Annotated in this window: 18 protein-coding genes and 1 tRNA gene; 9 read left to right on the top strand and 10 right to left on the bottom strand. The window is 66.3% G+C overall.

Translation table 11 applies throughout. The annotated features are described in order from the left end of the window. Nucleotides 1-2 precede the first annotated feature (2 nt). Together ACVPT3_RS15255 and ACVPT3_RS15250 are read right to left on the bottom strand one after the other, a co-directional pair. Nucleotides 3-311, bottom strand: a complete 309-nt coding sequence (locus ACVPT3_RS15255; RefSeq protein WP_492041699.1) for a hypothetical protein — start codon at nucleotides 309-311, stop codon at nucleotides 3-5. A 728-nt stretch (nucleotides 312-1,039) separates the two neighbouring features. After that, nucleotides 1,040-1,116: transfer RNA gene (locus ACVPT3_RS15250), tRNA-Met, on the bottom strand. A gap of 208 nt (nucleotides 1,117-1,324) precedes the next feature. Between ACVPT3_RS15250 and ACVPT3_RS15245 the strand changes: the two genes are divergently transcribed. The 4 genes from ACVPT3_RS15245 to ACVPT3_RS15230 all read left to right on the top strand — a co-directional run bounded on the left by ACVPT3_RS15245 (nucleotide 1,325) and on the right by ACVPT3_RS15230 (nucleotide 6,527). Continuing rightward, complete coding sequence (locus tag ACVPT3_RS15245; protein ID WP_492041698.1) at nucleotides 1,325-2,572, top strand: PQQ-dependent sugar dehydrogenase; 1,248 nt, start codon at nucleotides 1,325-1,327, stop codon at nucleotides 2,570-2,572. Nucleotides 2,573-2,631: 59 nt separating this feature from the next. After that, nucleotides 2,632-2,853, top strand: coding sequence for a hypothetical protein (locus ACVPT3_RS15240; RefSeq protein WP_492041697.1), 222 nt, complete (start codon nucleotides 2,632-2,634; stop codon nucleotides 2,851-2,853). 259 nt (nucleotides 2,854-3,112) lie between these two features. Further along, nucleotides 3,113-4,318 carry an acetyl-CoA C-acetyltransferase gene (locus ACVPT3_RS15235; protein WP_492041696.1) on the top strand — a complete coding sequence of 402 codons (1,206 nt, stop codon included), beginning with the start codon at nucleotides 3,113-3,115 and terminating at the stop codon, nucleotides 4,316-4,318. Between the two features lie 16 nt (nucleotides 4,319-4,334). Next, nucleotides 4,335-6,527, top strand: a complete 2,193-nt coding sequence (locus ACVPT3_RS15230) for a 3-hydroxyacyl-CoA dehydrogenase NAD-binding domain-containing protein (RefSeq protein ID WP_492043837.1) — start codon at nucleotides 4,335-4,337, stop codon at nucleotides 6,525-6,527. Between the two features lie 396 nt (nucleotides 6,528-6,923). Here ACVPT3_RS15230 and recA read toward each other — a convergent pair whose 3' ends face one another. The 6 genes from recA to ACVPT3_RS15200 form a co-directional block, all read right to left on the bottom strand. After that, on the bottom strand, nucleotides 6,924-8,003 hold the full coding sequence (recA, locus tag ACVPT3_RS15225; protein WP_008261712.1) for a recombinase RecA: 1,080 nt from the start codon (nucleotides 8,001-8,003) through the stop codon (nucleotides 6,924-6,926). Nucleotides 8,004-8,169: 166 nt separating this feature from the next. After that, nucleotides 8,170-10,074 (bottom strand): M20/M25/M40 family metallo-hydrolase, encoded by a 1,905-nt coding sequence (locus tag ACVPT3_RS15220; protein ID WP_492041695.1) that lies wholly within the window; start codon nucleotides 10,072-10,074, stop codon nucleotides 8,170-8,172. A 68-nt stretch (nucleotides 10,075-10,142) separates the two neighbouring features. Continuing rightward, entirely contained in the window at nucleotides 10,143-11,090 is a 948-nt protein-coding gene (locus tag ACVPT3_RS15215) for a right-handed parallel beta-helix repeat-containing protein (protein WP_492041694.1), read from the bottom strand. A gap of 2 nt (nucleotides 11,091-11,092) precedes the next feature. Next, nucleotides 11,093-11,959 (bottom strand): phosphatase PAP2 family protein, encoded by an 867-nt coding sequence (locus ACVPT3_RS15210; RefSeq protein ID WP_492041693.1) that lies wholly within the window; start codon nucleotides 11,957-11,959, stop codon nucleotides 11,093-11,095. Then, entirely contained in the window at nucleotides 11,956-12,465 is a 510-nt protein-coding gene (locus tag ACVPT3_RS15205) for a hypothetical protein (RefSeq protein ID WP_492041692.1), read from the bottom strand. Before ACVPT3_RS15205 ends, ACVPT3_RS15210 begins: the two co-directional genes overlap by 4 nt. 72 nt (nucleotides 12,466-12,537) lie before the next feature. Continuing rightward, the gene (locus ACVPT3_RS15200) at nucleotides 12,538-12,894 is read right to left on the bottom strand and encodes a ribonuclease (RefSeq protein WP_492041691.1); all 357 of its coding nucleotides are present in this window, start codon (nucleotides 12,892-12,894) and stop codon (nucleotides 12,538-12,540) included. A 110-nt stretch (nucleotides 12,895-13,004) separates the two neighbouring features. On the opposite strand from ACVPT3_RS15200, the gene ACVPT3_RS15195 reads away from it, so the two are divergent. Further along, nucleotides 13,005-14,009 (top strand): LLM class flavin-dependent oxidoreductase, encoded by a 1,005-nt coding sequence (locus ACVPT3_RS15195; RefSeq protein ID WP_492041690.1) that lies wholly within the window; start codon nucleotides 13,005-13,007, stop codon nucleotides 14,007-14,009. A 150-nt stretch (nucleotides 14,010-14,159) separates the two neighbouring features. On the opposite strand, the gene ACVPT3_RS15190 is transcribed toward ACVPT3_RS15195, so the two are convergent. Continuing rightward, nucleotides 14,160-15,149 carry an alpha/beta fold hydrolase gene (locus ACVPT3_RS15190; RefSeq protein ID WP_492041689.1) on the bottom strand — a complete coding sequence of 330 codons (990 nt, stop codon included), beginning with the start codon at nucleotides 15,147-15,149 and terminating at the stop codon, nucleotides 14,160-14,162. 46 nt (nucleotides 15,150-15,195) lie between these two features. On the opposite strand from ACVPT3_RS15190, the gene ACVPT3_RS15185 reads away from it, so the two are divergent. Continuing rightward, nucleotides 15,196-16,032, top strand: a complete 837-nt coding sequence (locus ACVPT3_RS15185) for an aldo/keto reductase (RefSeq protein WP_492041688.1) — start codon at nucleotides 15,196-15,198, stop codon at nucleotides 16,030-16,032. Between the two features lie 139 nt (nucleotides 16,033-16,171). On the opposite strand, the gene ACVPT3_RS15180 is transcribed toward ACVPT3_RS15185, so the two are convergent. Next, a complete protein-coding gene (locus ACVPT3_RS15180) occupies nucleotides 16,172-17,029 on the bottom strand; it encodes a glutamate racemase (RefSeq protein ID WP_492041687.1) in 858 nt (285 codons plus the stop codon). A 128-nt stretch (nucleotides 17,030-17,157) separates the two neighbouring features. On the opposite strand from ACVPT3_RS15180, the gene ACVPT3_RS15175 reads away from it, so the two are divergent. The 3 genes from ACVPT3_RS15175 to ACVPT3_RS15165 all read left to right on the top strand — a co-directional run bounded on the left by ACVPT3_RS15175 (nucleotide 17,158) and on the right by ACVPT3_RS15165 (nucleotide 23,935). Continuing rightward, nucleotides 17,158-19,335 carry a M3 family metallopeptidase gene (locus ACVPT3_RS15175; protein ID WP_492041686.1) on the top strand — a complete coding sequence of 726 codons (2,178 nt, stop codon included), beginning with the start codon at nucleotides 17,158-17,160 and terminating at the stop codon, nucleotides 19,333-19,335. A 544-nt stretch (nucleotides 19,336-19,879) separates the two neighbouring features. Then, nucleotides 19,880-22,849 carry a TonB-dependent receptor plug domain-containing protein gene (locus tag ACVPT3_RS15170; protein WP_492041685.1) on the top strand — a complete coding sequence of 990 codons (2,970 nt, stop codon included), beginning with the start codon at nucleotides 19,880-19,882 and terminating at the stop codon, nucleotides 22,847-22,849. A gap of 120 nt (nucleotides 22,850-22,969) precedes the next feature. After that, on the top strand, nucleotides 22,970-23,935 hold the full coding sequence (locus tag ACVPT3_RS15165; protein ID WP_492041684.1) for a magnesium and cobalt transport protein CorA: 966 nt from the start codon (nucleotides 22,970-22,972) through the stop codon (nucleotides 23,933-23,935). Nucleotides 23,936-23,940: the final 5 nt, after the last annotated feature.

Raw genomic sequence — 23,940 nt, 5'->3', positions numbered from 1 at the left:
GCTCAGTCGTTCGCCGGCACGCGCCGGTCGGTCTCGGGGTTTACCGCGCCGGGCCTGCCCTCGGCAGCGGCCTCGGCCTGGTTTTCCTCCAGCTCGTCGGCGACCTTGCCGGCGCCAGTCTCGACCGCCTGGGCCGCCTTCATGGCGCCGGACTCGATGACTTCGCCTGCTTGGGCCGCAGCCTCAGCGGTATTGTCGGCGGCCGCCTCGGCATGGGCCTCGGTGTTTTCCTGCTCGGCCTCGGTGCAGGCGGCGGCGCCCAGGGACAGAACGGCGGCGGCGGCCAGCAGGGCCTTCGTACGGATGGTCATTGGGTCTCTCCGGTCGAGTTTGTCCGCCGCAGAACGCGGTAAGGCCAGGCCGGTTGCCGGCCATGCCCGCGTCAGGACGCCGCGTTCAACAGGTGCGGTCAACGCGGGCGCGACCCAACTTGGTCAGGCCGCAGGAGGTCGACCCCAAACACAACCTCAGGGGCGAATTGATGTCCATTTTCGATTGCCAATATCTGCGCAAGCTGCGTTCATCAGGTATGGGAGATTGGCTCCCTTGGAGGATGTGATGAATATCTCAATGCGTCTTGCCGTGATCGCTGCTGGCGCTGTCGCTGCCGCCAGCTTGGCTGCGACTGCTCCCTCGGCTCAAACTTCCCCGGGAGGACAGGTTCACCTCTACGACATCGTCTATTATAGTGACTCCACCAAGACGGTCGAGGTCGGCAGGAACTTAGGAGTCTGTTACGGCGGATGGGGGCAACCGATCTGGGCCGGGTCTAGCGAATACACGGACGGTCAAACCACTCCTTATGCGAACAACGAACACGTTGGATGGTGCACAGATGACGGCCCCGTCTACTTCTAATTCTTGAACCTCGGCGCTTTTGATTTGGTTTTGGCAAGTCCGGCTTATACCGACGGCAAGGTCACGACCGATTCGAGAACCGAGAAATCTACATTTAGCTTGCCCATCGTTGGGCCAGTCGAACCCGCCTTCTTCGGAAGGCGGGCCTTTCGCGGTATTCGGCAACAGTCCTCGGGGAGAATGGTGACTGGAGGCGGGATCGAACCGCCGACCTGTGGGTTATGAATCCACCGCTCTAACCATCTGAGCTACCCAGTCGCATCCCGTCTCCGGGCGTTCGCGAGGCCTGGGGCCAGCGCGAAAGAGGCGTGCCTATATCGCCGTCGGGCGCACGGTTCAAGTCGTCTCGACGCAGATCGTGCGGCGATGCGGCGCATGACAGGGTTTCGCGGGAACGCTAACCCTGACGCTTCTGTTCAGACGGAACGCCCCGCCGCACGCCCAGACCCGACCGGAGTCATCCCCCATGCGCCTGATCGTCCTCGCCGCCTCGACCTCCCTCCTCGTCCTCGCCGCCGCCTGCGGCGCCAGCGGTGAGAGCGCCCCGGCCTCGGGCCAAACAGGAGGCCAGGCCGGCGCGCCGCTGGAGACCCGGCCAGCCAACAACCCGGACCAACAGCCCGCCTTCGCCGGCCAGACCCGGGCGCCGGGCGTGAAGACCGACCAGGCGCTGAGCCACAGCGCCGTCGCCTCCGGCCTGTCGCACCCCTGGGGACTGGCGCTGATGCCCGACGGGCGCTGGCTGGTGACGGAAAAGCCCGGCCGGTTGCGGATCATCACAGCCCAGGGACAGATCGGCGAACCGGTTCAGGGCCTGCCCCGCGTCGATGCGCGAGGCCAGGGCGGCCTGCTGGACGTCGTCGTCAGCCCCGGCTTCGCCCAGGACCGTCTGATCTGCTGGAGCTATTCGGAACCTCGGGACGGCGGCAACGCCACCTCGGTCGCACGCGGCCGCCTGTCCGACGACGGGTCGCGCGTGGAGAATGTTCAGGTCATCTTCCGCGCCCTGCCCGTCTATGACGGCGACAAGCATTTCGGCTCGTCCCTGGCCTTTGCACCGGACGGCAAGCTGTTCATCACCCTGGGCGAACGCTCGGACCGGCCGATGCGGCCCCAGGCCCAGGATCTGAGCTCGCACATGGGCAAGACGATCCGCATCAATGCCGACGGTTCCGTGCCCCAGGACAATCCCTTCGTCGGCCGTGAGGGCGCCCTGCCCGAGATCTGGAGCCTGGGCCATCGCAACGTCCAGGGGGTCGCCGTCCAGCCCGGCACGGGCGCAGTCTGGACCATTGAGCACGGCACGCGCGGCGGCGACGAGGTCAACCTGGAAAAGCCGGGCCTGAACTATGGCTGGCCTGACGCGGCCTATGGCGTGGAATACGCGGGCGGACAGATTACAGGCGGCAATACGCAAGCGCAGGGCACGGAGCAGCCGGTCTATTACTGGGATCCGGTCATCGCGCCGGGCGGGGCGACCTTCTATCAGGGCGCCATGTTCCCCGGCTGGGACGGCGATCTGCTGGTCGCCGGTCTTAAGGAGAAACACATCGCCCGGCTGGTGATCGAGAATGATCGCGTCGTCGGCGAGGAGCGGCTGCTCACCGACCTGGGCGAACGCGTCCGCGACGTGGCCGTGGGGCCGGACGGCGCCGTCTGGGCGATTACCGATGAAACGGATGGCAAGCTGGTCAGGCTGGCGGTTGCGCAGTAGTCTAATGACGCCGGGGGGCAGGACCGGAACGCCGAGGCGTTTCGGAAACAGGAGACACCATGCGCACCCTCTTCGTCGCCATCCTGATGACTGCGCCGCTGATGACCGGCTGCGCCTCGACCGGTCAAACGAACACCTATCAGGAAGACCTCAAGCGGCTTGAAGCCAGCTGCACCGAGCGTCAGGGCATTCTGACCCCGACCGGTCTGCAAAGCGGCCGGCCCGAGACCGAATACGCCTGCCGCATCACGGGCGGCGCCAGCCGCATTCCGCCGCGCTGACGCACGACCTGGGCCGGCCCGACTGTGACGGTCGGAGCCGGCGTCTTGCGCGCCTTTATGGCTGGCGCGACCCCCGACCTACCCCATCTGGACCTGTGCGGCCCGGTCGCCGCAGCCGTTCACGCGGCTTATTACTTGACGTTGACGTAAACGTAGGGTTCTTGACGTCCGAGCTTAGACCCGTCCTTCCCCCAGGTCGCGAGACGCCCGCCCAGCCGGCGGACCTTGAGCGCCGGGATCAAAATGGAGACACACGCCCATGGCTGACGCCTATATCTACGACGCCGTCCGCACCCCGCGCGGCAAGGGCAAGAAGGACGGCTCGCTGCACGAGATCACCGGCCTCAGCCTGGCGACCCAGGTTCTGGAGGCCCTGCGCGACCGCAACGACCTGGACACGTCCAAGGTCGATGACGTCATCCTGGGCTGCGTCACCCCCGTGGGCGAACTCGGCGCCGACATCGCCCGCACCGCGGTCCTCTCGGCCGGCTGGTCGCAATATACGGCGGGCGTTCAGGTCAACCGCTTCTGCGCCTCGGGCCTGGAAGCCGTGAACATGGCCACCGCCAAGGTGAAGTCCGGCGAGGCCGACTTCGCCGTCGGCGGCGGGGTCGAGGCCATGAGCCGCGTGCCCATGGGCTCGGACATGGGCGCCTGGCCCACCGACCCGTCCTCGGCCTTCCCCACCTATTTCGTGCCGCAAGGCGTGTCGGCGGACATGATCGCCACCAAATACGGCTTCAGCCGCGACGACGTGGACGCCTATTCGGTCGAGAGCCACAAGCGCGCCGCCAAGGCCTGGGCCGAGGGCCGGTTCAAGAAGTCGGTTCTGGCGGTCAAGGACCAACTGGGCCTGACCATTCTGGATCTTGACGAGACCATCCGTCCGAACACGGACATGCAGACCCTGGGTGGCCTGAACCCCTCCTTCGCCATGATGGGCGAGATGGCCTTCGACAGCGTGATCAACCAGCGCTACCCCGAGGTCGAGCGCGTCAACCACGTCCACACCCCCGGCAACTCGTCCGGCATCGTCGACGGTTCGGCCGGCGTGCTGATCGGTTCGCTGGAAGCCGGCCAGGCCCTGGGCCTGAAGCCGCGCGCCAAGATCCTGGGCGGCGCCTCGATCGGCTCGGAGCCGTCGATCATGCTGACCGGCCCGGAATATGTGACCCGCAAACTGCTGGGCAAGCTGGGCATGACGCCCGACGACATCGACGTGTGGGAGCTGAACGAAGCCTTCGCCGCCGTCGTGCTCCGCTACATGCAGGCCCTGAACATCGACCACGCCAAGATGAATGTGAACGGCGGCGGCATCTCGATGGGCCACCCCCTGGGCGCCACCGGCGCCATGATCACCGGCATCGCCCTGGATGAGCTGGAACGCTCGAACAAGTCGACGGCCCTGATCACCCTGTGCATCGGCGGCGGCATGGGCACCGCCACCGTCATCGAACGCGTCTGATCCGGAGCGAATGACTATGGAAAACTTCAAGATCGACATCGACGCCGACGGCATCGCCGTCATCGCCTTCGACGTCCCCGGCCGTTCGATGAACACCCTGACCAGCGCGGTCATGGCCGAGATCCCGGAATTGGTCGAACGGATCAAGACGGACGAGACCATCAAGGGCGCCGTCATCACATCTGGCAAGGCCTCGGGCTTCTGCGCCGGCGCCGACCTGGGCGACATGGCCGGCGGCGTGCTGTCGGGCGGCGGCGACCTGCAGAAGGCGTTCGACGCCGGCTGGAAGCTGAACGGCGCCTTCCGCGCGCTGGAGACCTGCGGCAAGCCGGTGGCGGCGGCGATCAACGGCCTGGCCCTCGGCGGCGGGCTTGAGTTCACCCTGGCCTGCCACTATCGCGTGGTCGAGAACGACAACAAGATTCAGCTGGGCCTGCCCGAGATCAAGGTCGGCCTCTTCCCCGGCGGCGGCGGCACCCAGCGCCTGACCCGTCTGGTTGGGGTTCAGAACGCCATGATGGCGATGAGCGAAGGCAAGTCCTTCCGTCCCAATGACGCCAAGGGCGCCGGCATCGTCCATGAGGTGGTCGAGAAGGGTCAGTCGGTCGAGGCCGCCAAGACCTGGATCAAGAACGGCGGCAAGGCCGTGCAGCCGTGGGACGACAAGTCGTTCAAACTGCCCGGCGGCGGCCCCTATCACCCGGCCGGCATCCAGAACTTCATGGTCGGCAACGCCATGCTGCGCAAACAGTCCTACGGCAACTATCCGGCCGTGGTGAACCTGATGAAGGCCGTCTACGAGGGAACCCAGGTTCCGATGGACGCGGCCCTGCGGATCGAGACGCGCTATTTCATCAAGACCCTGATGACGCCGCAGGCCCAGGCCATGATCCGCAGCCTGTTCCTGTCCAAGCAGGAGCTGGACAAGGGCGCCGTGCGTCCCGTGGGCGTGCCCAAGTCGGACCCGAAAAAGGTCTCGGTCCTGGGCGCCGGTATGATGGGCGCGGGCATCGCCTATGTTCAGGTCATGGCCGGGATCGAGACCGTGCTGATCGACCAGACCCAGGAAGCCGCCGACAAGGGCAAGGCCCATGTCGAGGAACTGCTGAAGAAGCGTCTGTCGCGCGGTCAGATGACGCAAGACAAGTATGACGCCACCCTGGCCCTGGTCACGGCGACGACCGACTATGACCACATCAAGGGGTCGGACCTGGTGGTCGAGGCCGTGTTCGAAAGCCGCGAGATCAAGGCCGACGTCACCAAGCGCGCCGAGGCCCAACTGGCTGAAGGCGCCGTCTTCGGCTCCAACACCTCGACCCTGCCGATCACCGGCCTGGCCGAGGCCTCGGTCCGGCCCGAGGACTTCATCGGCATCCACTTCTTCTCGCCCGTCGACAAGATGATGCTGGTCGAGATCATCCTGGGCGAAAAGACGGGTCAGGCCGCCATCGCCAAGGCGCTGGACTATGTGCTGAAGATCAAGAAGACCCCGATCGTCGTCAACGACAGCCGCGGCTTCTACACCTCGCGCTGCTTCTCCACCTTCCTGATGGAAGGCATGGCGATGCTGGAAGAGGGTTACGGCCCGGCCCTGATCGACAATGTCGGGCGGATGACCGGCATGCCGCGCGGCCCGCTGGAGATGCACGACGACGTCGCCCTGGACCTTTCCTACAAGATCGCCAAACAGACGGCGCTGGACCTGGGCGACAAATATGTCCCGTCGGAAGGCGCCGACATCGTCGCCAAGATGGTCGAGGACGGACGCTTCGGCCGCAAGAACGGCAGGGGCTTCTATGACTATGACCAAAAGCCCAAGACCATCTGGAAGGGGCTGAGCGAATTGGCGCCGACCACCAAGGGCATCGACAAGCCCGAGGAGGCGACCGCCTTCGCCCAGATCGACGAGCTGAAGACTCGCCTGCTGTATCGCCAGGCGGTCGAGGTCGCCCGCTGCTGGGAAGAGGGCGTCATCGACGACCCGCGCGAGGCCGACCTGGGCGCGATCCTGGGCTGGGGCTTTGCGCCCTGGACCGGCGGCCCGATCAGCATGATCGACGGCATCGGCCTGGTCAGGTTCGTCGAGACGGCCGACCGTCTGGTGGCGACCTATGGCGACCGGTTCAAGGTGCCGCAGTTGCTGCGCGACATGGCTGCGAAGAACGAGACCTTCTACGGCAAGTTCGCCCCGGAGAAGGCCGCCGCCTGATCGGTTGCGGACATCGTTGAACGACGGAACGGGCGGCCTTCGGGCCGCCCGTTTTGGTTTGGCCGCACCCTTCTTTCGTCATTCCGGGCGAAGGGCCGCTTGGCCCTGAGACCCGGAACCCAGCGGCGCGCGAGAGCGCGAACCTGTCGCGGACTCGGTGTCCAGCAAGGGTGAGGCGGATGGATTTCGCCTTCGGCGCCGCTGGGTTCCGGGTCTCCGCTGCGCTTCGCCCGGAATGACGAAAGAAAAAAGACCCGCCCGACGCGAGGTCAGGCGGGTCGCTCCGCCGCCCCTCGCGGGGTCGGTGGCGGGTCGCTTGGGGCGACGGAGTGTCTGTGAAAGGCGAAGCGGTCGGACGCGACGGGGCAGATGCCCGCCCGGCCGACCGCCTTGGCGTCAGCCTTCGAGATCCTGGCCTTCGTCCGGCTCGGGCGTGCCCAGCAGTTCGTCGGCGATCTTGCTGGTCGAGGCGCGCACGGCCTTTTCGATCGAGGCGGCGATGTCCGGGTTCTGTTTCAGGAACTCGCGCACATTCTCGCGGCCCTGACCGATCCGGGTCGAATCATAGCTGAACCAGCTGCCCGACTTCTCGATCACCCCGGCCTTGACGCCCAGGTCGATGATCTCGCCCAGTTTGGAGATGCCTTCGCCGTACATGATGTCGAAGATGACCTCGCGGAACGGCGGGGCGACCTTGTTCTTGACCACCTTGACCCGGGTGGTGTTGCCGACCACCTCGTCGCGATTCTTGATCGCGCCGGTGCGGCGAATGTCCAGGCGCACCGAGGCGTAGAATTTCAGCGCATTGCCGCCCGTCGTCGTCTCGGGCGAGCCGTACATGACGCCGATCTTGTGACGGATCTGGTTGATGAACAGGACGATACAGTTCGACTTGGAAATGGAGGCGGTCAGCTTGCGCAGCGCCTGACTCATCAGACGCGCCTGAAGGCCCGGCAGGCTGTCGCCCATTTCGCCCTCGATCTCGGCGCGCGGCGTCAGGGCGGCGACGGAGTCGACGACCACAATGTCCACGGCGCCGGAGCGCACCAGGGTGTCAACGATCTCGAGCGCCTGTTCGCCGGTGTCCGGCTGGGACACCAGCAGGTCGTCCAGGTTCACGCCCAGCTTCTGGGCGTAGCCGGGGTCCAGCGCGTGTTCGGCGTCGACGAAGGCGGCGGTGCCGCCGGCCTTCTGAACCTCGGCCACGGTGTGCAGGGCCAGGGTCGTCTTGCCCGAGGATTCAGGACCGAACACCTCGATCACCCGTCCGCGCGGCAGGCCGCCGATGCCCAGCGCCATATCCAGACCCAGGGATCCGGTGGACACCGAGGGGATCACGTCGGCGACCCCGCCCTTGCCCAGTTTCATCACCGAACCCTTGCCGAAGGCGCGATCGATCTGAGCGATCGCCGCCTCCAGGGCCCGTTGCTTGTCGCCGTCTTCCTTGCCCACCAGTTTCAAAGCCGCCTGTGCCATTGCCTTCGTCTCCCTTGCCATGATTCCCGTCAGAAGCTTGGGAGAGACCCGCCATGGACCCGCCCCCGTTTGTGAGACCGACTATGTGCACGGTTTGTTCTGGTTCACAAGATGTTCTCATCGAGAACAGATGAGAACATCCAATACTACGTCCGATTTTGACGTATCAGGGCGCGGTCACATCGACCGCTGACGGCGGCTCGGCGTGGCGGGCCGCCATGGACAGGCCGCAGCCGAGGATCAACACAGCCGCCGCCAGGCCGGCGAGCGTATGGACGGCGGGATTGGCCGCTCCGGTCGCGTCCAGCCTCGTCGGGGCTAAGGGTCTGGCCAGGACGAGGATCAGCAGGGCGATCAGGCCCAGAGCCCCCGGCTGGTCCATCCCGACGCCCAGGAAGACGAAATGGCCCAGTCCCGCCAGCCAGCCGCCGACAACCACAGTGGCCACAGCCGCCGGCGCCAGGGCCGCCCATCGCTCCAGCCGCGCGCCGATGACCGCCGCCAGGGCGGCTGCGAAGGCGGCCGCCAAACCGGTCCAGACGAACAGCAGGGCCGCTTCGGGCGCGACGGCCTGGACCAGCACGCCCAGGATCAGCACCAGGACGATCGCGCCCAACCAGCCGCCCCAGACCATCTCATCCTCACCGTCCGGCCACAGGCTCAACACCACGGCGATCCCCGCCGCGCCCAGGACCACGGGGTTGAGCCCGCCCATCACCGTCGCTAGCACGGCCGCCGCTGCGATGACGCCGGCCAGCAGCCGGCGTCCAACCAGGGCTCGCCCCGCCATCAGGGCCAGCATCCCCCCCAGCACGGCCAGTCCCACGCCCGCCTCCATCCAGGGCAGGCGGCGAAGCATCATGTAATAGATCTCGGACGTATCGATCCGCTGGCCGACCGGCCCGGCCAGAACCCGCGCCGCCTGGGCCAGGACGACGCCCGCGCTCAGCAGCCACAGCCCGCCGGTGAAGCCCTTCACCCCCTGTCGCCAGGTCAGGCCCGTGGCGTGGCGCGCGCCCCAGGCCGCGAAGCCGGTCAACACAAAGGCCAGGCCCAGCAGTCCCCAGCCCGCGTCCGGTCCGTGCCGCAGCACCCCCAGGCCGAAGACATCGGCATAGACGGCGTTCCGCGTCGCCTGAGGCAGGGCGGGCGCCCGCAACAGGGCGTCGGCGGCCTCCAACGCCTGGGCGCCGATATGCTGCAGACTGCCCTGATCCAGGGCGTCCGGGGTCGAGCTGGGCGAATGATACTGGGCCGGGCGGCCGATGAAGGCCAGATTGACCCCCGCCAGACCCCGGTCGGCGGCAATGGTGAAATCGGTGCCATTGGGCATCAGCCGATACACGAAGATGGCCAGGGCGTTGCTGGACGGCCCGCCCTGCGCCCGGCGCGCCGCTTCGGCGTACAGGTCGATGGTCTCGGCGTTGCCGGGACCGGTTTCGAACATCATGGCCCGGCCGCCGCCGCCGCGCGCCTCCAGGTTCACCACCGCCCCAACCCGGTGACGCAGCGGATGCTCGCTGAAGAAGGCGCGCGCCCCGTCCAGGTTCAGTTCCTCCCCATCGGTTAGCAACACCAACAGCCCCCGCTCGGCCGGCCCCCGCGCCTTGATCGCCCGCACCGCCTCCAGCACGGCGGCCACGCCGCTGGCGTCGTCGGCGGCGCCCGGCGAGCCGGGCACGCTGTCGTAATGGGCCATCAGCACCACCAACGGCAGGCTGGGGTTCCGACCCGGCAGGACGCCGACCAGATTGACCACCGACAGGCCTTCGACCGTTTCGCCCCGGTCCTCGATCCGCCGCACCGCTGCGGGCGACAGGACGCCGGCCTGAAGCATCGGCGACAGGCCCAACTGCGCCATCCGGCCGTACAGATAGGCCTGCACCAGGGCGTGATCGGTCGAACCAACCGGGCGGGGCGACCGCGCCATGACCCGCACATCGGCCATGGCGCGTTCAGCCGAAAACTCTGCGGCCGCGGTACTCGCCGGCGCCGGCCTGGGGGTTTGAGTCGTGATCGCGGCTAGGCCCAGCGCCGCCGCCAAGGCCGTCAACAACAAGGCCAGCCGCATTAGATGCATCCCCCGAGGCGTCATCACGCCAATAGGGCCGAGACTGCGCCGTTCCGCAAGGGCGAGCCTTAGGGTCTCGTGCGGTTGCGCTCGACCCGGTTGCCGGTCGCGCCGTCACCGTCGTCCGCGCTGGACCCGAACGGATAGCCGGCGTCGTCGCCGCAATAGCGTCGATTCCCTTCTCGCGCGCCGATCACCACTGTTCGTGGCCGCAGCCAGCTCGCGCCGGAGAAGACATTGTCCGTAATCTGATTGTAGGACGGCGTCTGATGCCGGATCACCCCGTCCTCGCCGCAGTTGCGGTAAAGGAAGATCCCGCCCCGGCCGCCCAGGGCGAACCGGTTGCCGACGATCCGGTTGGCGGCTGAACCATCCACGGCGATCTGTTCGCGTCCGGTGCGGATGGAGAAGTCGTTGTCCTGGATCACCGCGCCGGCGCTCTCGGCGTCCAGATAGACGGCGGTCGAGACCGATCGCCCCGAAAATCTCGATCGCGCGACCGTGGTCCGCGTCACCCCGGGTCCGACATAGAGGGGGATGGTTCCCGTCGCCTCGAACCTGACCCGCTCCAGCCGGGTCCCGACGGGCGCCGCTTCCTGGGCCGCCGCCGTATGGCCGGCCGTCCGCGACGAGGCGGCGAGGTCCCGCATCGAACCGCCCGCCCCCATGCCCCAGATCCGCACATTGCCGAACACGGTGCAGTTCCGCACATAGGCGCCGACCGGTCGGCTCCAGCCGTCCGGGTCCCGTCGCGACCAGACCGCCACCGTCGGCGTCTGAGAGGTCGCCTCGCCCGGGGGCCGGATCACCCCGCCGCCGCAGTCGATCCCCGCGCCGGAGGCCTCGGCCCCCTCAATCAGGATCGGTCGGGCCACCGTCGCGCCGGAAAGATCGGCGCGGCATCTCAGCCTGTAGGCCCGGTCCGACGGCGTGGTCAGGTCGCGCATCTCCTGCGGCGTACAGGATCGGGCCGCCCCCAGATCGACCGCGGACGCCAGGACCAGGGCCGCCCACATGATCAGGGCCGCGACGTCGAAAGGGCCGAAGGCGCGGTCTGGGCCAAGGCCGCCCTTTCCGCCGCGCAGCCGGGATTGGTCCGCCCCGTCGCCCGCGCCGCCTCCAGTTCGCGCCGCGCTTCGGTCGCCTCGGCGCGGAACTCCGGCGTGGCGGCGATCTCGGCCATGACGGCCCGGCCGAGGCTTTCGCCCGCCGCGACGCCGCTTGGATAGTTCATCGCGCAGACCAGACGGCTGACGCCGATCTCATTGCCGATGCGGCGCACCGCTGCGGCGCGGTCGGGCTGGATCATGACCAGGAGTTCGGCATAGGCCGCCCCCGTCGCCGCGGCTGCCGACGGATACGAAACGCTGCGGGGCGCCGCAGGCGTCAGCACCTGGCACGCCCGTCGGCCGGGATCAGCCGCCGGAAGGGCGCGCGCGGCTCCGGCGGCGGCCTGTCGCATCGCCGCCAATTGGACCACAGCCTGGACGTCATGAAAGGCCTTGGCCGCTATCCGGTCCAGCGCCGGGGTTTGCGCCGAACCCAGCCGCACCCCCAGGGCGCAGTCGAAATGCTGCAAGGCCAGGGGAGGGCGAAGTTCCGCATGGGCGGTGGCCAGCAGCCAGCGGTCGGAGTCCTCCAGCGCTGTGAACCGGGCCGATTCGGCCCTGTCAGCGCGATCCTGGGAAGAGCCTGCCAGGGGGGATGGCGGCGCGGCCTTGGCGAGGCGCTCCAGAGCCCCAGCGGTCAGATAACCGGCTTCGGCGGCGATGAAGATCGGTTGGGTCGACGGTCGTTCGGCGGGGGCGCAGCCTGCCAGGCCGGAGAACGTCAGGGCCAGGGGCGTCACCAGGGCCGCCGCAAGCCGGGCGGCGGCCGGCGTCACTGACCCGCGCTCCAGCTCAGTTGAACCGAAGTCCGGTCGCCTTCGCCCGGCGCCGCCACCACCTGTATATTGGTCGCCCCGTTCGAGCCGCCCGCCGCCCCATAGGCCCGAGCGTCGCCCTGGTTCATCCCCATGACGGAGGTCAGGCCGGCTTCCTCGGCGCGGGCGCGATAAAAGGCCACCACCTCGTCCGGTGTGGCCTCGGTGTGGAAGGTCACCAGACCGCCGTCGCCGTCAGGACCCGACGCGGTGGTCGCGGGCTGGTCCACGGCCGCGCCCGGATAAAGGGCGGCGAAGGTCGGCGCGCCGGGCGCTGCGGGAACCATGGCGGTCGTCGGCAAGGCGGCTTCCGGCGTTGGCGCGGCCTCAACCGGTTCGGGGGCGGCCTTCCGATGAGGAGCGGCCAGTGCGCCCGCGGGCTTGGCTTCTTCGGTCCCCGACCGGTCCTCGCAACCCGCCAGGCAGAAAAAGACTAGGGCGGCCGAGGCCGCCAGACGGCGTATCATATTGGGTTCGTCCCTTGGACCCATGGTCGAGACGCCACCGTGGCGCATGGATGCGGCAGCGGCAAGGCGTGTTCAGTCGTCACGCGCGCCTTCGGCCGGATCGCCGCCCGCGTCGTTGAACCGCCGACCGTCCCCGACGGGGTCCGGGCCCGCGTCCGAAGGCGAATCGGGATCGGCCGAGGCCCGTCCCTCCTCAGCCAGCCGCGCGTTGATCGCCTGCGAATCGGGATCGTCGTCCGACCCGCTCGCCGATCCACCGCGCAGCGACCCCGCGCGGGTGTCGGAGCCGGAGTCGGTTCCGTCCAGAGCCTCGATCAGGGCGTCGGCCCTGTGGCCCAGGTCGGGCTTTTCGCCCATGTCCGCCGCCTCGCGTGCGTCGCCGCCTTCTCTGTCCTGCTCGGTATCATGTTCGGGATTGGCGTCCGTCATGGCCCAGGTCTCCTGTTCACCGAGTGAAAGCGTCCGACCCGCATCGGGTTCCCGCTCGCCTCCAGCCACCGCCCCTTGAACCGCAGACCGCCGCCTCCGATCTAGGGCCCATGATCCCGTTCTCAGTGCTCGATTTGTCCCCTATCGTCGAAGGCGGCGACGCCCGCCGCGCCCTCGACGAGACCCTGGCCCTGGCCCTGGCCGCCGACCGTCTGGGCTATCAGCGGTTCTGGCTAGCCGAGCACCACAACATGCCCGGCATCGCGAGTGCGGCGACCGCTATCGTCATCGGCCATGTGGCCGGGGGCACCCAGCGGATTCGCGTCGGCTCGGGCGGCGTCATGCTGCCCAACCACGCGCCCCTGGTCGTCGCCGAACAGTTCGGCACCCTGGAGACCCTGTTCCCCGGCCGGATCGACGTTGGCCTGGGCCGCGCGCCCGGCACGGACGGCGCCACCGCCCGCGCCCTGCGTCGCTATTTCGAGGGCGCGGATCAGTTCCCCCGCGACGTGGTCGAACTGATCCAATGGTTCGAGCCGGCCGCCGAAAACCAGCCTGTCCGCGCCGTCCCCGGCGCCGGCCTGCGCGTGCCGATCTGGCTGCTGGGCTCCAGCCTGTTCAGCGCCCAGCTGGCCGGCCAACTGGGCCTGCCCTACGCCTTCGCCAGCCATTTCGCGCCTGAACTGCTGCTGGAGGCCCTAGCGCTTTATCGCCGCAGCTTCACTCCGTCTGACCGGCTGGCCCAGCCCTACGCCATGGCCGCGATCAACGTCTTCGCCGCCGACACCGATGAGGAAGGCGTGCGCCTGTCCAGCTCGATGCAACAGAGTTTCGCCCGTCTCTCGACCGGCAAGCCGGGCAAGTTGCCCCCGCCCGTCGACGACATCACCGCCATCCTGACCCCACAACAGATCGAGGGGGCGCGCAGCCGTCTGCTCTATTCCGCCGTCGGCGGGCCCGAGACGGTGCGCAAACAACTGACCGATTTCATCGCCCTGACCGGCGTCGACGAACTGATGGTCACCGGCATGGCCTTCGACAACGCCGCCCGCATTCGCAGCCTGGAGATCGTGGCGGAGGCTCGCGGGAGAATGGAGACGGCGGAGGCGGCGTGAGCGGTTTACTTCTCCCGTTGGGAGAAGGTGGCCCGAAGGGCCGGACGAGGGTCCGCCGGCGGGCCAACTCGCACAACCGTCCCCTCACCCTTTGGCTGCTTCGCGCCGCCCTTCGGGTCGCGCAAGACAGATCGCTGACGCTCTCGGCGCTCAAGCCCTCTCCCCACGGGAGAGGGGCGCAAGAAAAGCTAGCAGCAGCCCATTCACCTCATCCGGCCGCTCCTGCTGAATCCAGTGGCCGGCGCCGGGCAGGACCACCGAACGCGTCAGGTTCGGAACCCAGTCCTTCAGCCCCGCCTCGGCCGAACCGGCGTAGTGTCGGACCGGGTCGTCCTCGCCGACGATGAACAGGGCTGACTGGAGAATCTGCTTATCCTGCACGAAGACGGTCAGCGACCAGTTCAGGTCGATCGCCCGGTACCAGTTCAGCGGTGCGTCGAAGCCGCCGGCCGTAAAGGCCTCGACATATTCGGCGAAATGGGCGGCGCTCATCCACGGCGGCAGGTCCGCGCCGTCGTCTACACTGTCCAGCAGGCCGACGCCGGGCGCCATGAAGCCGGTGGCCCGTTTCGACGCCGGGGTGGCGCCGTCATAGGCCCAGAACAGTTTCGTCAGCGTCGTCGCCGGATCAGCCTCCAGCGCCAGATGGGCGTCCGACGCCTGGAAGCGGTTGATATAGAGGTCGCCCATACCGGCCCGCTCGGACAGGATGGCCATGACGGTCGTCGGCGGTCCCTGGGGTCTACGCGGCTGGAACGGCACGGACAGGCCGGCGACCGCCGTGAACAGATCGGGCCGCAACAGGGCGCAATGCCAGGCGACCGGCGCACCCCAGTCGTGGCCCACGACGACGGCGCCCCGTTTGCCCAGCGCCCGCACCAGATCGACCATGTCCCCGACCAGATGCAGGATCGAACAGGCGTCGGCACCTTTCGGCTTGTCCGTGCCGCCGTATCCACGCATGTCCGGAGCCGCGACATGATATCCCGCCGCCGAAAGGGCTTCGACCTGGGCCCGCCAGCTGATCCCCAGTTCCGGAAAGCCGTGGATCAGCAGGACCAATGGCGCGTTGGGGTCCTCGAACCCCGCCTCCAGCACCTGTTGGACAAGGCCGTCGGTCTTGATAAGCCGGGTGCGCATCTCAACCTCGCAGGCGGCTCTTCCGCCGCGAATGGACAGGACCGACATGACCCGCCTCGTCACCTTTGCAGACGGTACGACCGTTCCCGCCCTGGGCCAAGGCACGTGGGAACTGGGTGACGACCCCGCCTGGCGCGACGAGGAGCAGCAGGCCCTGGCGCGCGGCATCGACCTGGGCCTGACCCTGATCGACACGGCCGAGCTCTACGGCGACGGCCGCTCCGAACGGCTGGTGGGCGAGGTCATCGCCGGCCGCCGCGACGAGGTCTTTCTGGTCTCCAAGGTCCGGCCCGACAACGCCTCGGAAATGAAGATGATGCTGGCCTGCGAGAAATCTCTGGAACGGCTGGGGACCGACCGGCTGGACCTCTATCTCTTGCACTGGGAAGGCAATGTGCCCCTGGAAGAGACCATCGCCGCCTTCCAGGAATTGGTCGACGAGGGGATGATCGCCCGCTGGGGCGTGTCCAATCTGGATATGCGCGCCATGGAGCGGCTGATGGAGATCGAGGGGGCCGAGGACTGCGCCGTCAACCAGTTGCTCTATAATCTGGGCTCGCGCGGGGTGGAGTTCGATCTCCTGCCCTGGATGCAGGCCCGCGACATGCCGATGATGGCCTATTCGCCCCTGGGGCGCGGCGAGTTGCTGGAACAGCCCCTGATCCGCGACATCGCCAACCGCCACAGCGCCGATCCGGCTCAGGTGGCGCTCGCCGCCATCCTGCGCCACGACGGCGTCATCGCGATTCCCAAGGCTGGTTCGGTCGAGCATGTCGAGGCCAACGCCGACGCCCTGGAGATCCAGTTCGACCTCGAGGACATCGAACGCCTCGACGCCGCCTTTCCCCCGCCCACACGCGAGACGCCGTTGGATATTATCTGAGGCGAACAGCGGCTCCGTTCGCGCTCGGTTTCAACCTCCGTCGTCCTCGCCCTGTGGCCTGCCAGCCGATCTGGTTTGTGGACGGAGTGTATGGCGTTATCACTTGCCGCAGAGGGAGCCTCGCTTGCGGCGAACTCTCCTACGCCCGCGCGAACGCCAGCGGCGCACCCCAGAACTGCGACACCATCTCCGACTGCGGGCCCGCCTGGCCTGTCGTCAGGAAGTCGCGTCGGCCGCTGTCGCCCAGCTCGAACTCGGGATGCCGTGCGAAATACCGCTGCAGCGCATCGGCTACGGCGGTCGGCTGGTTAATCAGCACCGTCCCCGCCGGAAGAGCGTCGGCGAACAGTTCGGCGATGATCTCGTAATGGGTGCAGCCCAGTATGGCCTTGTCCGGATGGCGGCTGATGCGGCGGCGCAGGGCGTCGACGTGATCATCGACCACCACCTTCAGCTCCTCGCGCGGGGCGCCCAGTTCGATCAGGCCGGCCAGGCCGGGGCAGGGCTCGGAGAAGACGGCGATGTCCTCGCGCCGCTTGTCGATCTCGATCTCGAACACGCGGCTGATGGCGGTGGCGGCGGTGCAGAAGACGCCGGTGATGTCGATGGCCTGAACCTTTTCGCCTTCTTGGGGTCGCTCCGCCTCGAAGCTCCAGGGCTTGCCGGTGGCCGCCTCGATGGTCGGCACGATGATGCCCAGCACATTGACCGGCCGGCCCAGCCGCTCGCGAAGGCCGGGGATCCAGGTCTGTTGCAGGCGGCGCAGGGCGATGGCGCTGGCGGTATTGCAGGCCAGGACCACGACCGAGGCGCCGGCCTCGAACAGTCGCTCGCAGCCCGCCTTGGTCAGTTCGACGATATCCTCGCCGCCGCGCCCGCCATACGGAGCATGGGCCTGATCGGCCAGATAGACGAAGTCGCGCTGCGGAAACCGCCGCGTCAGTTCACGATGGACGGTCAGGCCGCCCACGCCGGAGTCGAATACGCCAATAGCCATGACGGCGCTTTAGAACAGTGCGACGATCGATCCAACAAGATTACGGGCCTTTAACGGGTCGGGCAGGTGACGATCCGCCCTTGCGCGCCTAAGTGTAGCCCCGACATGATTTTCCTACGGAGCATTCCATGCACAGACGCCAGCTTCTCATCGCGGGCGGCAGCCTGATGGCCCTCTCGGCCTGCGCCTCCACCGGATCCGGCGGCGCCTCCGCCGCACCCACCGCCATGGATCTGGCCGAAGAGGCCCGCATCGCCCGCGCCGTCCTGCCGGCCGCGACGCCCCGGGCCGAACTGCTCCAGCCCTGGACCGGCTCCTATGACGGCCTGCCGCCGTTCGACAAGGTGACGCCGGCCAAGCTGCGCGAAGCCATGCTGGAAGGCATCGAGCTGCAACGCGCCGACATCGCCGCCATCGCCAACAATCCGGAAGCCCCCACCTTCGCCAACACCATGGCGGCGCTGGAGCTGGCCGGCGAGCCGCTGGACCGGGCGTCCAACCTCTATGGGGTCATGACCTCCAACATCGGCGGCGAGGCCTATGACGCCGTCGACACCGAACTGTCGCCGATCCTGTCGGCCGCCTCTGACGAGATCACCTTCAACGAAAAACTGTTCCAGCGCATCAAGACGGTCGCCGACAACGCCGACGCAATGGGTCTCAGCGCCCAGCAGAAGCGTCTGGCCGAGCGTCGCCGCGACGCCTTCATCCGTTCGGGCGCCAATCTGGACGCGGCCGGCAAGGCCGAGCTGGGCCGGATCAACACCGCCCTGTCCAACGCCTTCACCCGTTTCGGCCAGAAGGTCGTCGCCGACGAGAACGCCTGGACCCTGATCACCAACGAAGCCGGTCTGGCCGGCCTGCCCGCCTCGAACAAGGCCGCCGCCGCCTCGGCCGCACGCAGCCGCAATCTGCAGGGCTGGGCCATTCTGAACACCCGTTCGGCCGTCGATCCCTTCCTGACCTTCGCCGACGACCGGGCTCTGCGCGAGCAGGTCTGGAAGAAGTTTGTCAATCGCGGCGACAACGGCGACGCCAACGACACCAATGCGACGATCGCCGAGATCGTGAAGCTGCGCGATCAGCGGGCCAAGCTGCTGGGCTATCGCAACCATGCCGAACTGCGGATGCAGGACACCATGGCCAAGACCCCGGCCAATGCGCAGAACCTGATGGACCGCGTCTGGGCTCCCGCCAAGGCCCGCGTGGCCGAAGAGGTCGCCGATATGAAGGCGATCGCCGGTTTCGACATCGAGCCCTGGGACTACCTCTATTTCGCCGAGAAGGTGCGCAAGGCCAAGTACGACCTGGATCAGAACCAGCTGAAGCCGTACTTCGAACTGAACGCCGTCCGCGCCGGCTCCTTCGCCATGGCCGAACGCCTGTACGGCTTCAAATTCACCAAACTGCCCAAGGGTTCGGTCCCGACCTTCGAACCGGACGTCGAGGTCTATGAGCTGCACGACAAGGCCACCGGCAAGCTGATCGGCCTGTATTACACCGACGACTACGCCCGTCCGGGCAAGCGTTCGGGCGCCTGGATGACCACCTACCGGTCCTTCTCGACCCTGGACGGATCGAAGGTGATCCTGGGCTCGAACAACAACAACTTCACCAAGCCCGAGCCCGGCGAGCCGGTCCTGATCTCGCTGGATGACGCCGAGACCCTGTTCCACGAATTCGGCCACACCCTGCACTACTTCTCGTCGAACGTGACCTATCCGTCGTTCGGCAATACGCCGCGCGACTTCGTCGAATATCCGTCGCAGGTGCACGAGCACTGGGTGCTGAGCCGGCCGATCCTGGACGGCTATCTGAAACACTATCAGACCGGCGAGGCCATGCCCCAGGCCCTGGTCGACAAGATCCAGGCCTCGTCGACCTTCAACCAGGGCTATGCGACCGTCAGCTACCTGTCCTCGGCCATCGTCGACATGGATCTGCACACGCAAGCCACGCCGCCGACCGACATCGACGCCTTCGAGAAGGCCAGCCTGGCCCGCATTGGCATGCCCAGGGAGATCGTGATGCGGCACCGCCTGCCGCAGTTCAATCACCTGTTCACCTCCGACGCCTATTCGGCCGGCTACTACAGCTACCTGTGGTCCGAGACGATGGACGCCGACACCTGGGCCTATTTCGAGGAGTCGGGCGACGTCTTCAATCCGGACATCGCCGGCCGCTTCAAGTCGATCATGCTGGCGCCGGGCAACACCACCGACCGGGCCGAGGCCTACCGCGCCTTCCGCGGTCGCGACCCGGACGTGGCGGCCCTGCTGAAGGTCCGGGGCTTCCCGGTCTCCTGAGGCCGGAAGGGCGAATTCTCCGCCTCTGACCCGGTACGAATACAGCCGCCGATCAGTTCGCTGATCGGCGGCTTTTCATTGGAGGGCGTGCGCGGGAGGGCAGGCTTTCGCCGGAAAGGCCGAGCGCCGCGCCCTCCCGCCAATCCTAGTCGCAGCGATCGGGATTCGGGCCGGCTTATAATCGTCCCAATTCATCTAGAGCTGTTTGAGCGGCGATCCTTATTTGTGTCCAGTTTGATAAGATTCTTGCAAAGAAAATTCAGTCACGAAACGTTTGGATATTTAAGTATCAATGGCGATATATACATCGCGACAATTTCGCGACACTTAAGTCCGGAAACGAGGACGGTGGCGAAATCGAGTATCGATAATAGAAACGTATCTCGTAACTGTGGCTCATCCTTGGCCTCTTGGCGCAGGGTGACGGCGCAGGGCGACCTTCGGGAGGGTCACGCACTGCGCCGTCGGGATTAATTTTCTTGGGGCACAACAAATGCGCACGATCAGATATCGCCTGCTAGCGACGACCATATTCGCTGGACTGATGACTTTTTCGCCAGGCTTGGCCCTGGCCCAGTCCCAGGATTCGAAGACGACGTCCGGCAATGACGAGGAAAGTGCGGGACAGATCGAGGAAGTCGTCGTCACCGGCTCCCGTATCCGCCGCAACGAGTTCACGAGCTCGCAGCCCATTCAAGTCATCACCGCAGAGCAGGCGGCGCTCGAAGGCACGGTCGACACCGCCGAATTGCTGCAATCTTCGACGGTCGCGAACACGGCGACGCAGATCAATAACTTCTTCACGGGCTATGTCGTCACGGGTGGCGCGGGCGTCAACACGGTGTCGCTCCGCGGCCTTGGCGCCAACCGCACCCTGGTGCTCGTCAATGGCCGTCGCGCAGGTCCTGCGGGCGTGGGCGGCACGGTCGGCCCGGCGGACCTCAATACGATTCCCAGCTCGCAGATCGAACGGGTCGAGATCCTGACGGACGGCGCCTCGTCCATCTACGGGTCGGACGCCGTCGCCGGCGTGGTGAACATCATCACCAAGACCAATCAGGACGGCGGCACCTTCGAGGTGTTCGCGAGTCAGCCCTTCGAGTCGGGCGGCGAGGAGTATCGGATCAATGGGAGCAAAGGCTGGTCTTATGATCGTGGATATCTGACGATCGGCGCCGACTATTATGAACGCAAGGAGTTGACCTTCGGCGATCGAGAAGAATTTTCCTGCCCGCAGGATCAGGTCTATTACGACGAAAACCTGACCATCCGTGCTGATATCGTCGATCCCGCCACGGGCGACTACAAGTGCATCTCGAGCGTCAACGGCATCATTCGCAACTACTTCGTCCAGAATGGCGCCTATCGCACGATCGACTATTCGCCGAACACGTCTGCGACGCAGGGTGGCGGCGTTTTGGGATGCGACCTGGACGGCTACCAGCATGTGAACGGCGGTTATGCGTCGACTCCCATCGCGGGCGTGACGACGAACTGCGCTGTCGCTTCGCAATCGGCAGATGTCCGGCGCGCCTATTATGAGAATTACAATCTCCACAGCGACCGATACGACTCTCGCACCGCCATTTCGCCTGTCACGAGAGCCAGCTTCTCGGCCTTCGGCGGCTTCGACCTGACGCCGAACATCGAGATCTTCGGCGAGTTTCAGTACAATCAGCGGAAGTCCGAACAGCACAGCTGGCGCCAGCTGTTCCCGACCGTCTACAATGCTCACCCTGATTTCCCGCTCGGCTTCGGCACCTACTCTCTGCCGATCATCCTGCTGAACACCGACTACGATCAGACGGTTGACTATTACCGGGGCGTCGGGGGCGCTCGGGGGCGTCTCGACATCGGCCGCGGCTATGATTGGGAAATCACGGCCCAGTACAGCCGCTCGGAAGGCACCTACGGCAACAACTTCTTCTATGCGGATCGCGTCTACGCCACGTCGGGCTATTCCCCGACCTATGGTTTCGCCAGCGGCTCAAACCTGACCGAGTTCCAGAACACGGGCTGCGTTTCCGCCTGGCTGACGACTGCGACGGCGTGCCCGACCGGCGGCGTCAACTACTTCAGCACGGCTGCCCTGGTGGACGGCCAGCTGACGGCGGAAGAGGCCGAGTTCATCATCGGATATGAACAAGGCACGACGCTGTATGAGCACCAGTATGTCGAAGGCGTGATCTCGGGCGATCTGTTCGACCTGCCGGCCGGTCCCCTCGGCGCCGCCCTGGGCTTCCAGCTGCGTAAGGAATCGATTGACGATCAGCCGGGCGAGCAGGCTCAGGCCCAGAATCTCTGGGGCCAGACGGCGTCGGGCCGGACCAAGGGAGACGACACGATCAAGGAAGTGTTCGGCGAGCTGGAAATCCCGGTTCTGCGCAATATTCCGCTGATCGACAGCCTCAGCTTCAACGTGTCGGGCCGCTATTCCGACTATGACAGCTACGGCGAGAACTCGACCTACAAGCTGGGGCTCAACTGGGCGATCACTCCGGAATACCGGATCCGCGCGTCGAAGGGCACGTCGTTCCGGGCTCCGGCGCTTTATGAACTGTATCTGGCCAACCAGACCAGCTTCCTCGGCCAGACGTCGATCGACCCCTGCATTAACTGGGGTGAGTCGACCAATGTCGATCTGCGGGCAAACTGCGCTGCAGACGGCATTCCGGAAGACTATAACGCGGGCGGCTCCTCCTCGGCGACCATCATCGCCGGCGGCGGCAAGGGCATTCTGGAACCTGAAACCGCGGACTCGCTCTCGGTCGGCTTCATCTGGACGCCCCAATTTGCAGACGTCAGCGTCGCGCTCGACTATTACAAGATCGAAGTCCACAATCAGGTTCAGCAGTTCGGCGCGGCTAACATCCTGTCATCCTGCTATTACTCGAACAACTTCGAGAATGAGGCGCTCTGCTCGCTGTTCACGCGCGGCGAAGCTGGATCGACGCGCGAGTATCAGGTGCTCACCGTCCAGAACTCCTATGTGAACGTCGCCGAGCAAATGAGCGAGGGTCTGGATCTGAACGCCCGCTATCGCAGGGAGTTCGCCGTTGGCGATCTGACCCTGCAGGCCAAGGCCAGCTATATCCTGGATTGGACGTCGCAGCTGCGTGGCGAAGATGAGCCCGAGTCCCTGTTGGAGGAGATCGGCTATCCCGACTGGACCGCAAACGTCTCGGCTCGCTTCGATAAGGGCGACTGGACGATCTACTGGAACGCCGACATCGTCCCGGAAGTCGACAACGATCGCTTCTACACGTCGAACTCCGCCCTCTATCTCGGTGAAACGGTCTATTATGACCGCACGGCTGAGTTCTACATGACGCACTCGATCTCTGTTCGGAAGCGTCTTGACGATGTGACGATCCAGGTCGGGATCAACAACATCTTCGACGAGAACGCCCCCCTGGTTTCGACGGGCGCTTCGCGGGTCGGCAACGTCCCTCTGACGTCCCAGTACGACTACGTCGGCCGGCGCGCCTTCGTCAGCTTCAGCAAGACCTGGTGACGGCCTAGACGTCAAATCGGCAGTATGTCGGATCGGCCGGCGGAGACATCCGCCGGCCGTTTCGTTTTTGCCGTGCCTGGCTTAGACCTGCCGGACAAGCCGCTTGAAAGAACTGTCTGCATGTCCGTCGTCGCCTCCTACATCTACAAGGACGGCCAGCGCGTGCGGGCGGCGGCCCTGACGCCGAAGGGGCTGGCGCTGAAGCCGGGCGAGTTCGTCTGGATCGGGTTGCACGAGCCGACCGACGCCGAGTTCGACGTTCTGGTGAGGCGGTTCCATCTTCACCCCCTCGCGGTCGAGGACGCCCTTTCAGCCCACCAGATGCCCAAGGTCGAGGTCTATGGCCGCGAACTGTTCGTGGTCACGCGAACCGCAGAGAAGGTGGACGACACCATCAGCTATGGCGAGACCCACGTCTTCGTCGGAACCGACCATGTCATTACGATCCGCCACGGCTCGGATCGGTCGCACACGGCCCTGCGCGCCCAGCTGGAGGCCGCGCCAGACCAACTGCGGGCCGGACCGGATTTCGTCCTGCACGGGGTGCTGGACTTCATCGCCGACGCCTATGTGCCGATCGTCGATGGGGCCGAGGACAGTGTGCTGGAGCTGGAGCAGAGGGCGCTGGACACCTTTCTGTCCCGCTCGGAAATCCGCCGCCTGTTCACCCTGCGCCGCGAACTGCTGAAGTTCCGGCGCATCCTCGGGCCGATGGAAGAAGTGGCGGGCAAGCTTCAGTCGCTGGATCTGCCCTGTATCGACCCGGACATCCGCCCCTATTTCCGCGACATCGCCGATCATGTGCGGCGGGTGAACAGCCGGCTGAACGGCCTGACCGACATCCTGGCTTCCGTGTTCGAGGTCGCCAATCTACTGGAGCAGCAGCGGCAGGGCGTCATCACCCGCAAGCTGGCGTCGTGGGCGGCGCTGCTGGCCGTGCCGACGGCCATCGCGGGCATCTATGGGATGAATTTCGAGTTCATGCCGGAACTGCACTGGCGTTACGGCTACGCTGCGGTGATGGGCCTGATCGTCGCGGTCTGCGTCGGGCTCTACATGACCTTCAAACGCATCAGATGGCTTTAACCGGA

The organism is Brevundimonas sp. FV1ps31S (assembly GCF_058681265.1).
This window is presented reverse-complemented; position numbering and strand designations above follow the sequence as displayed.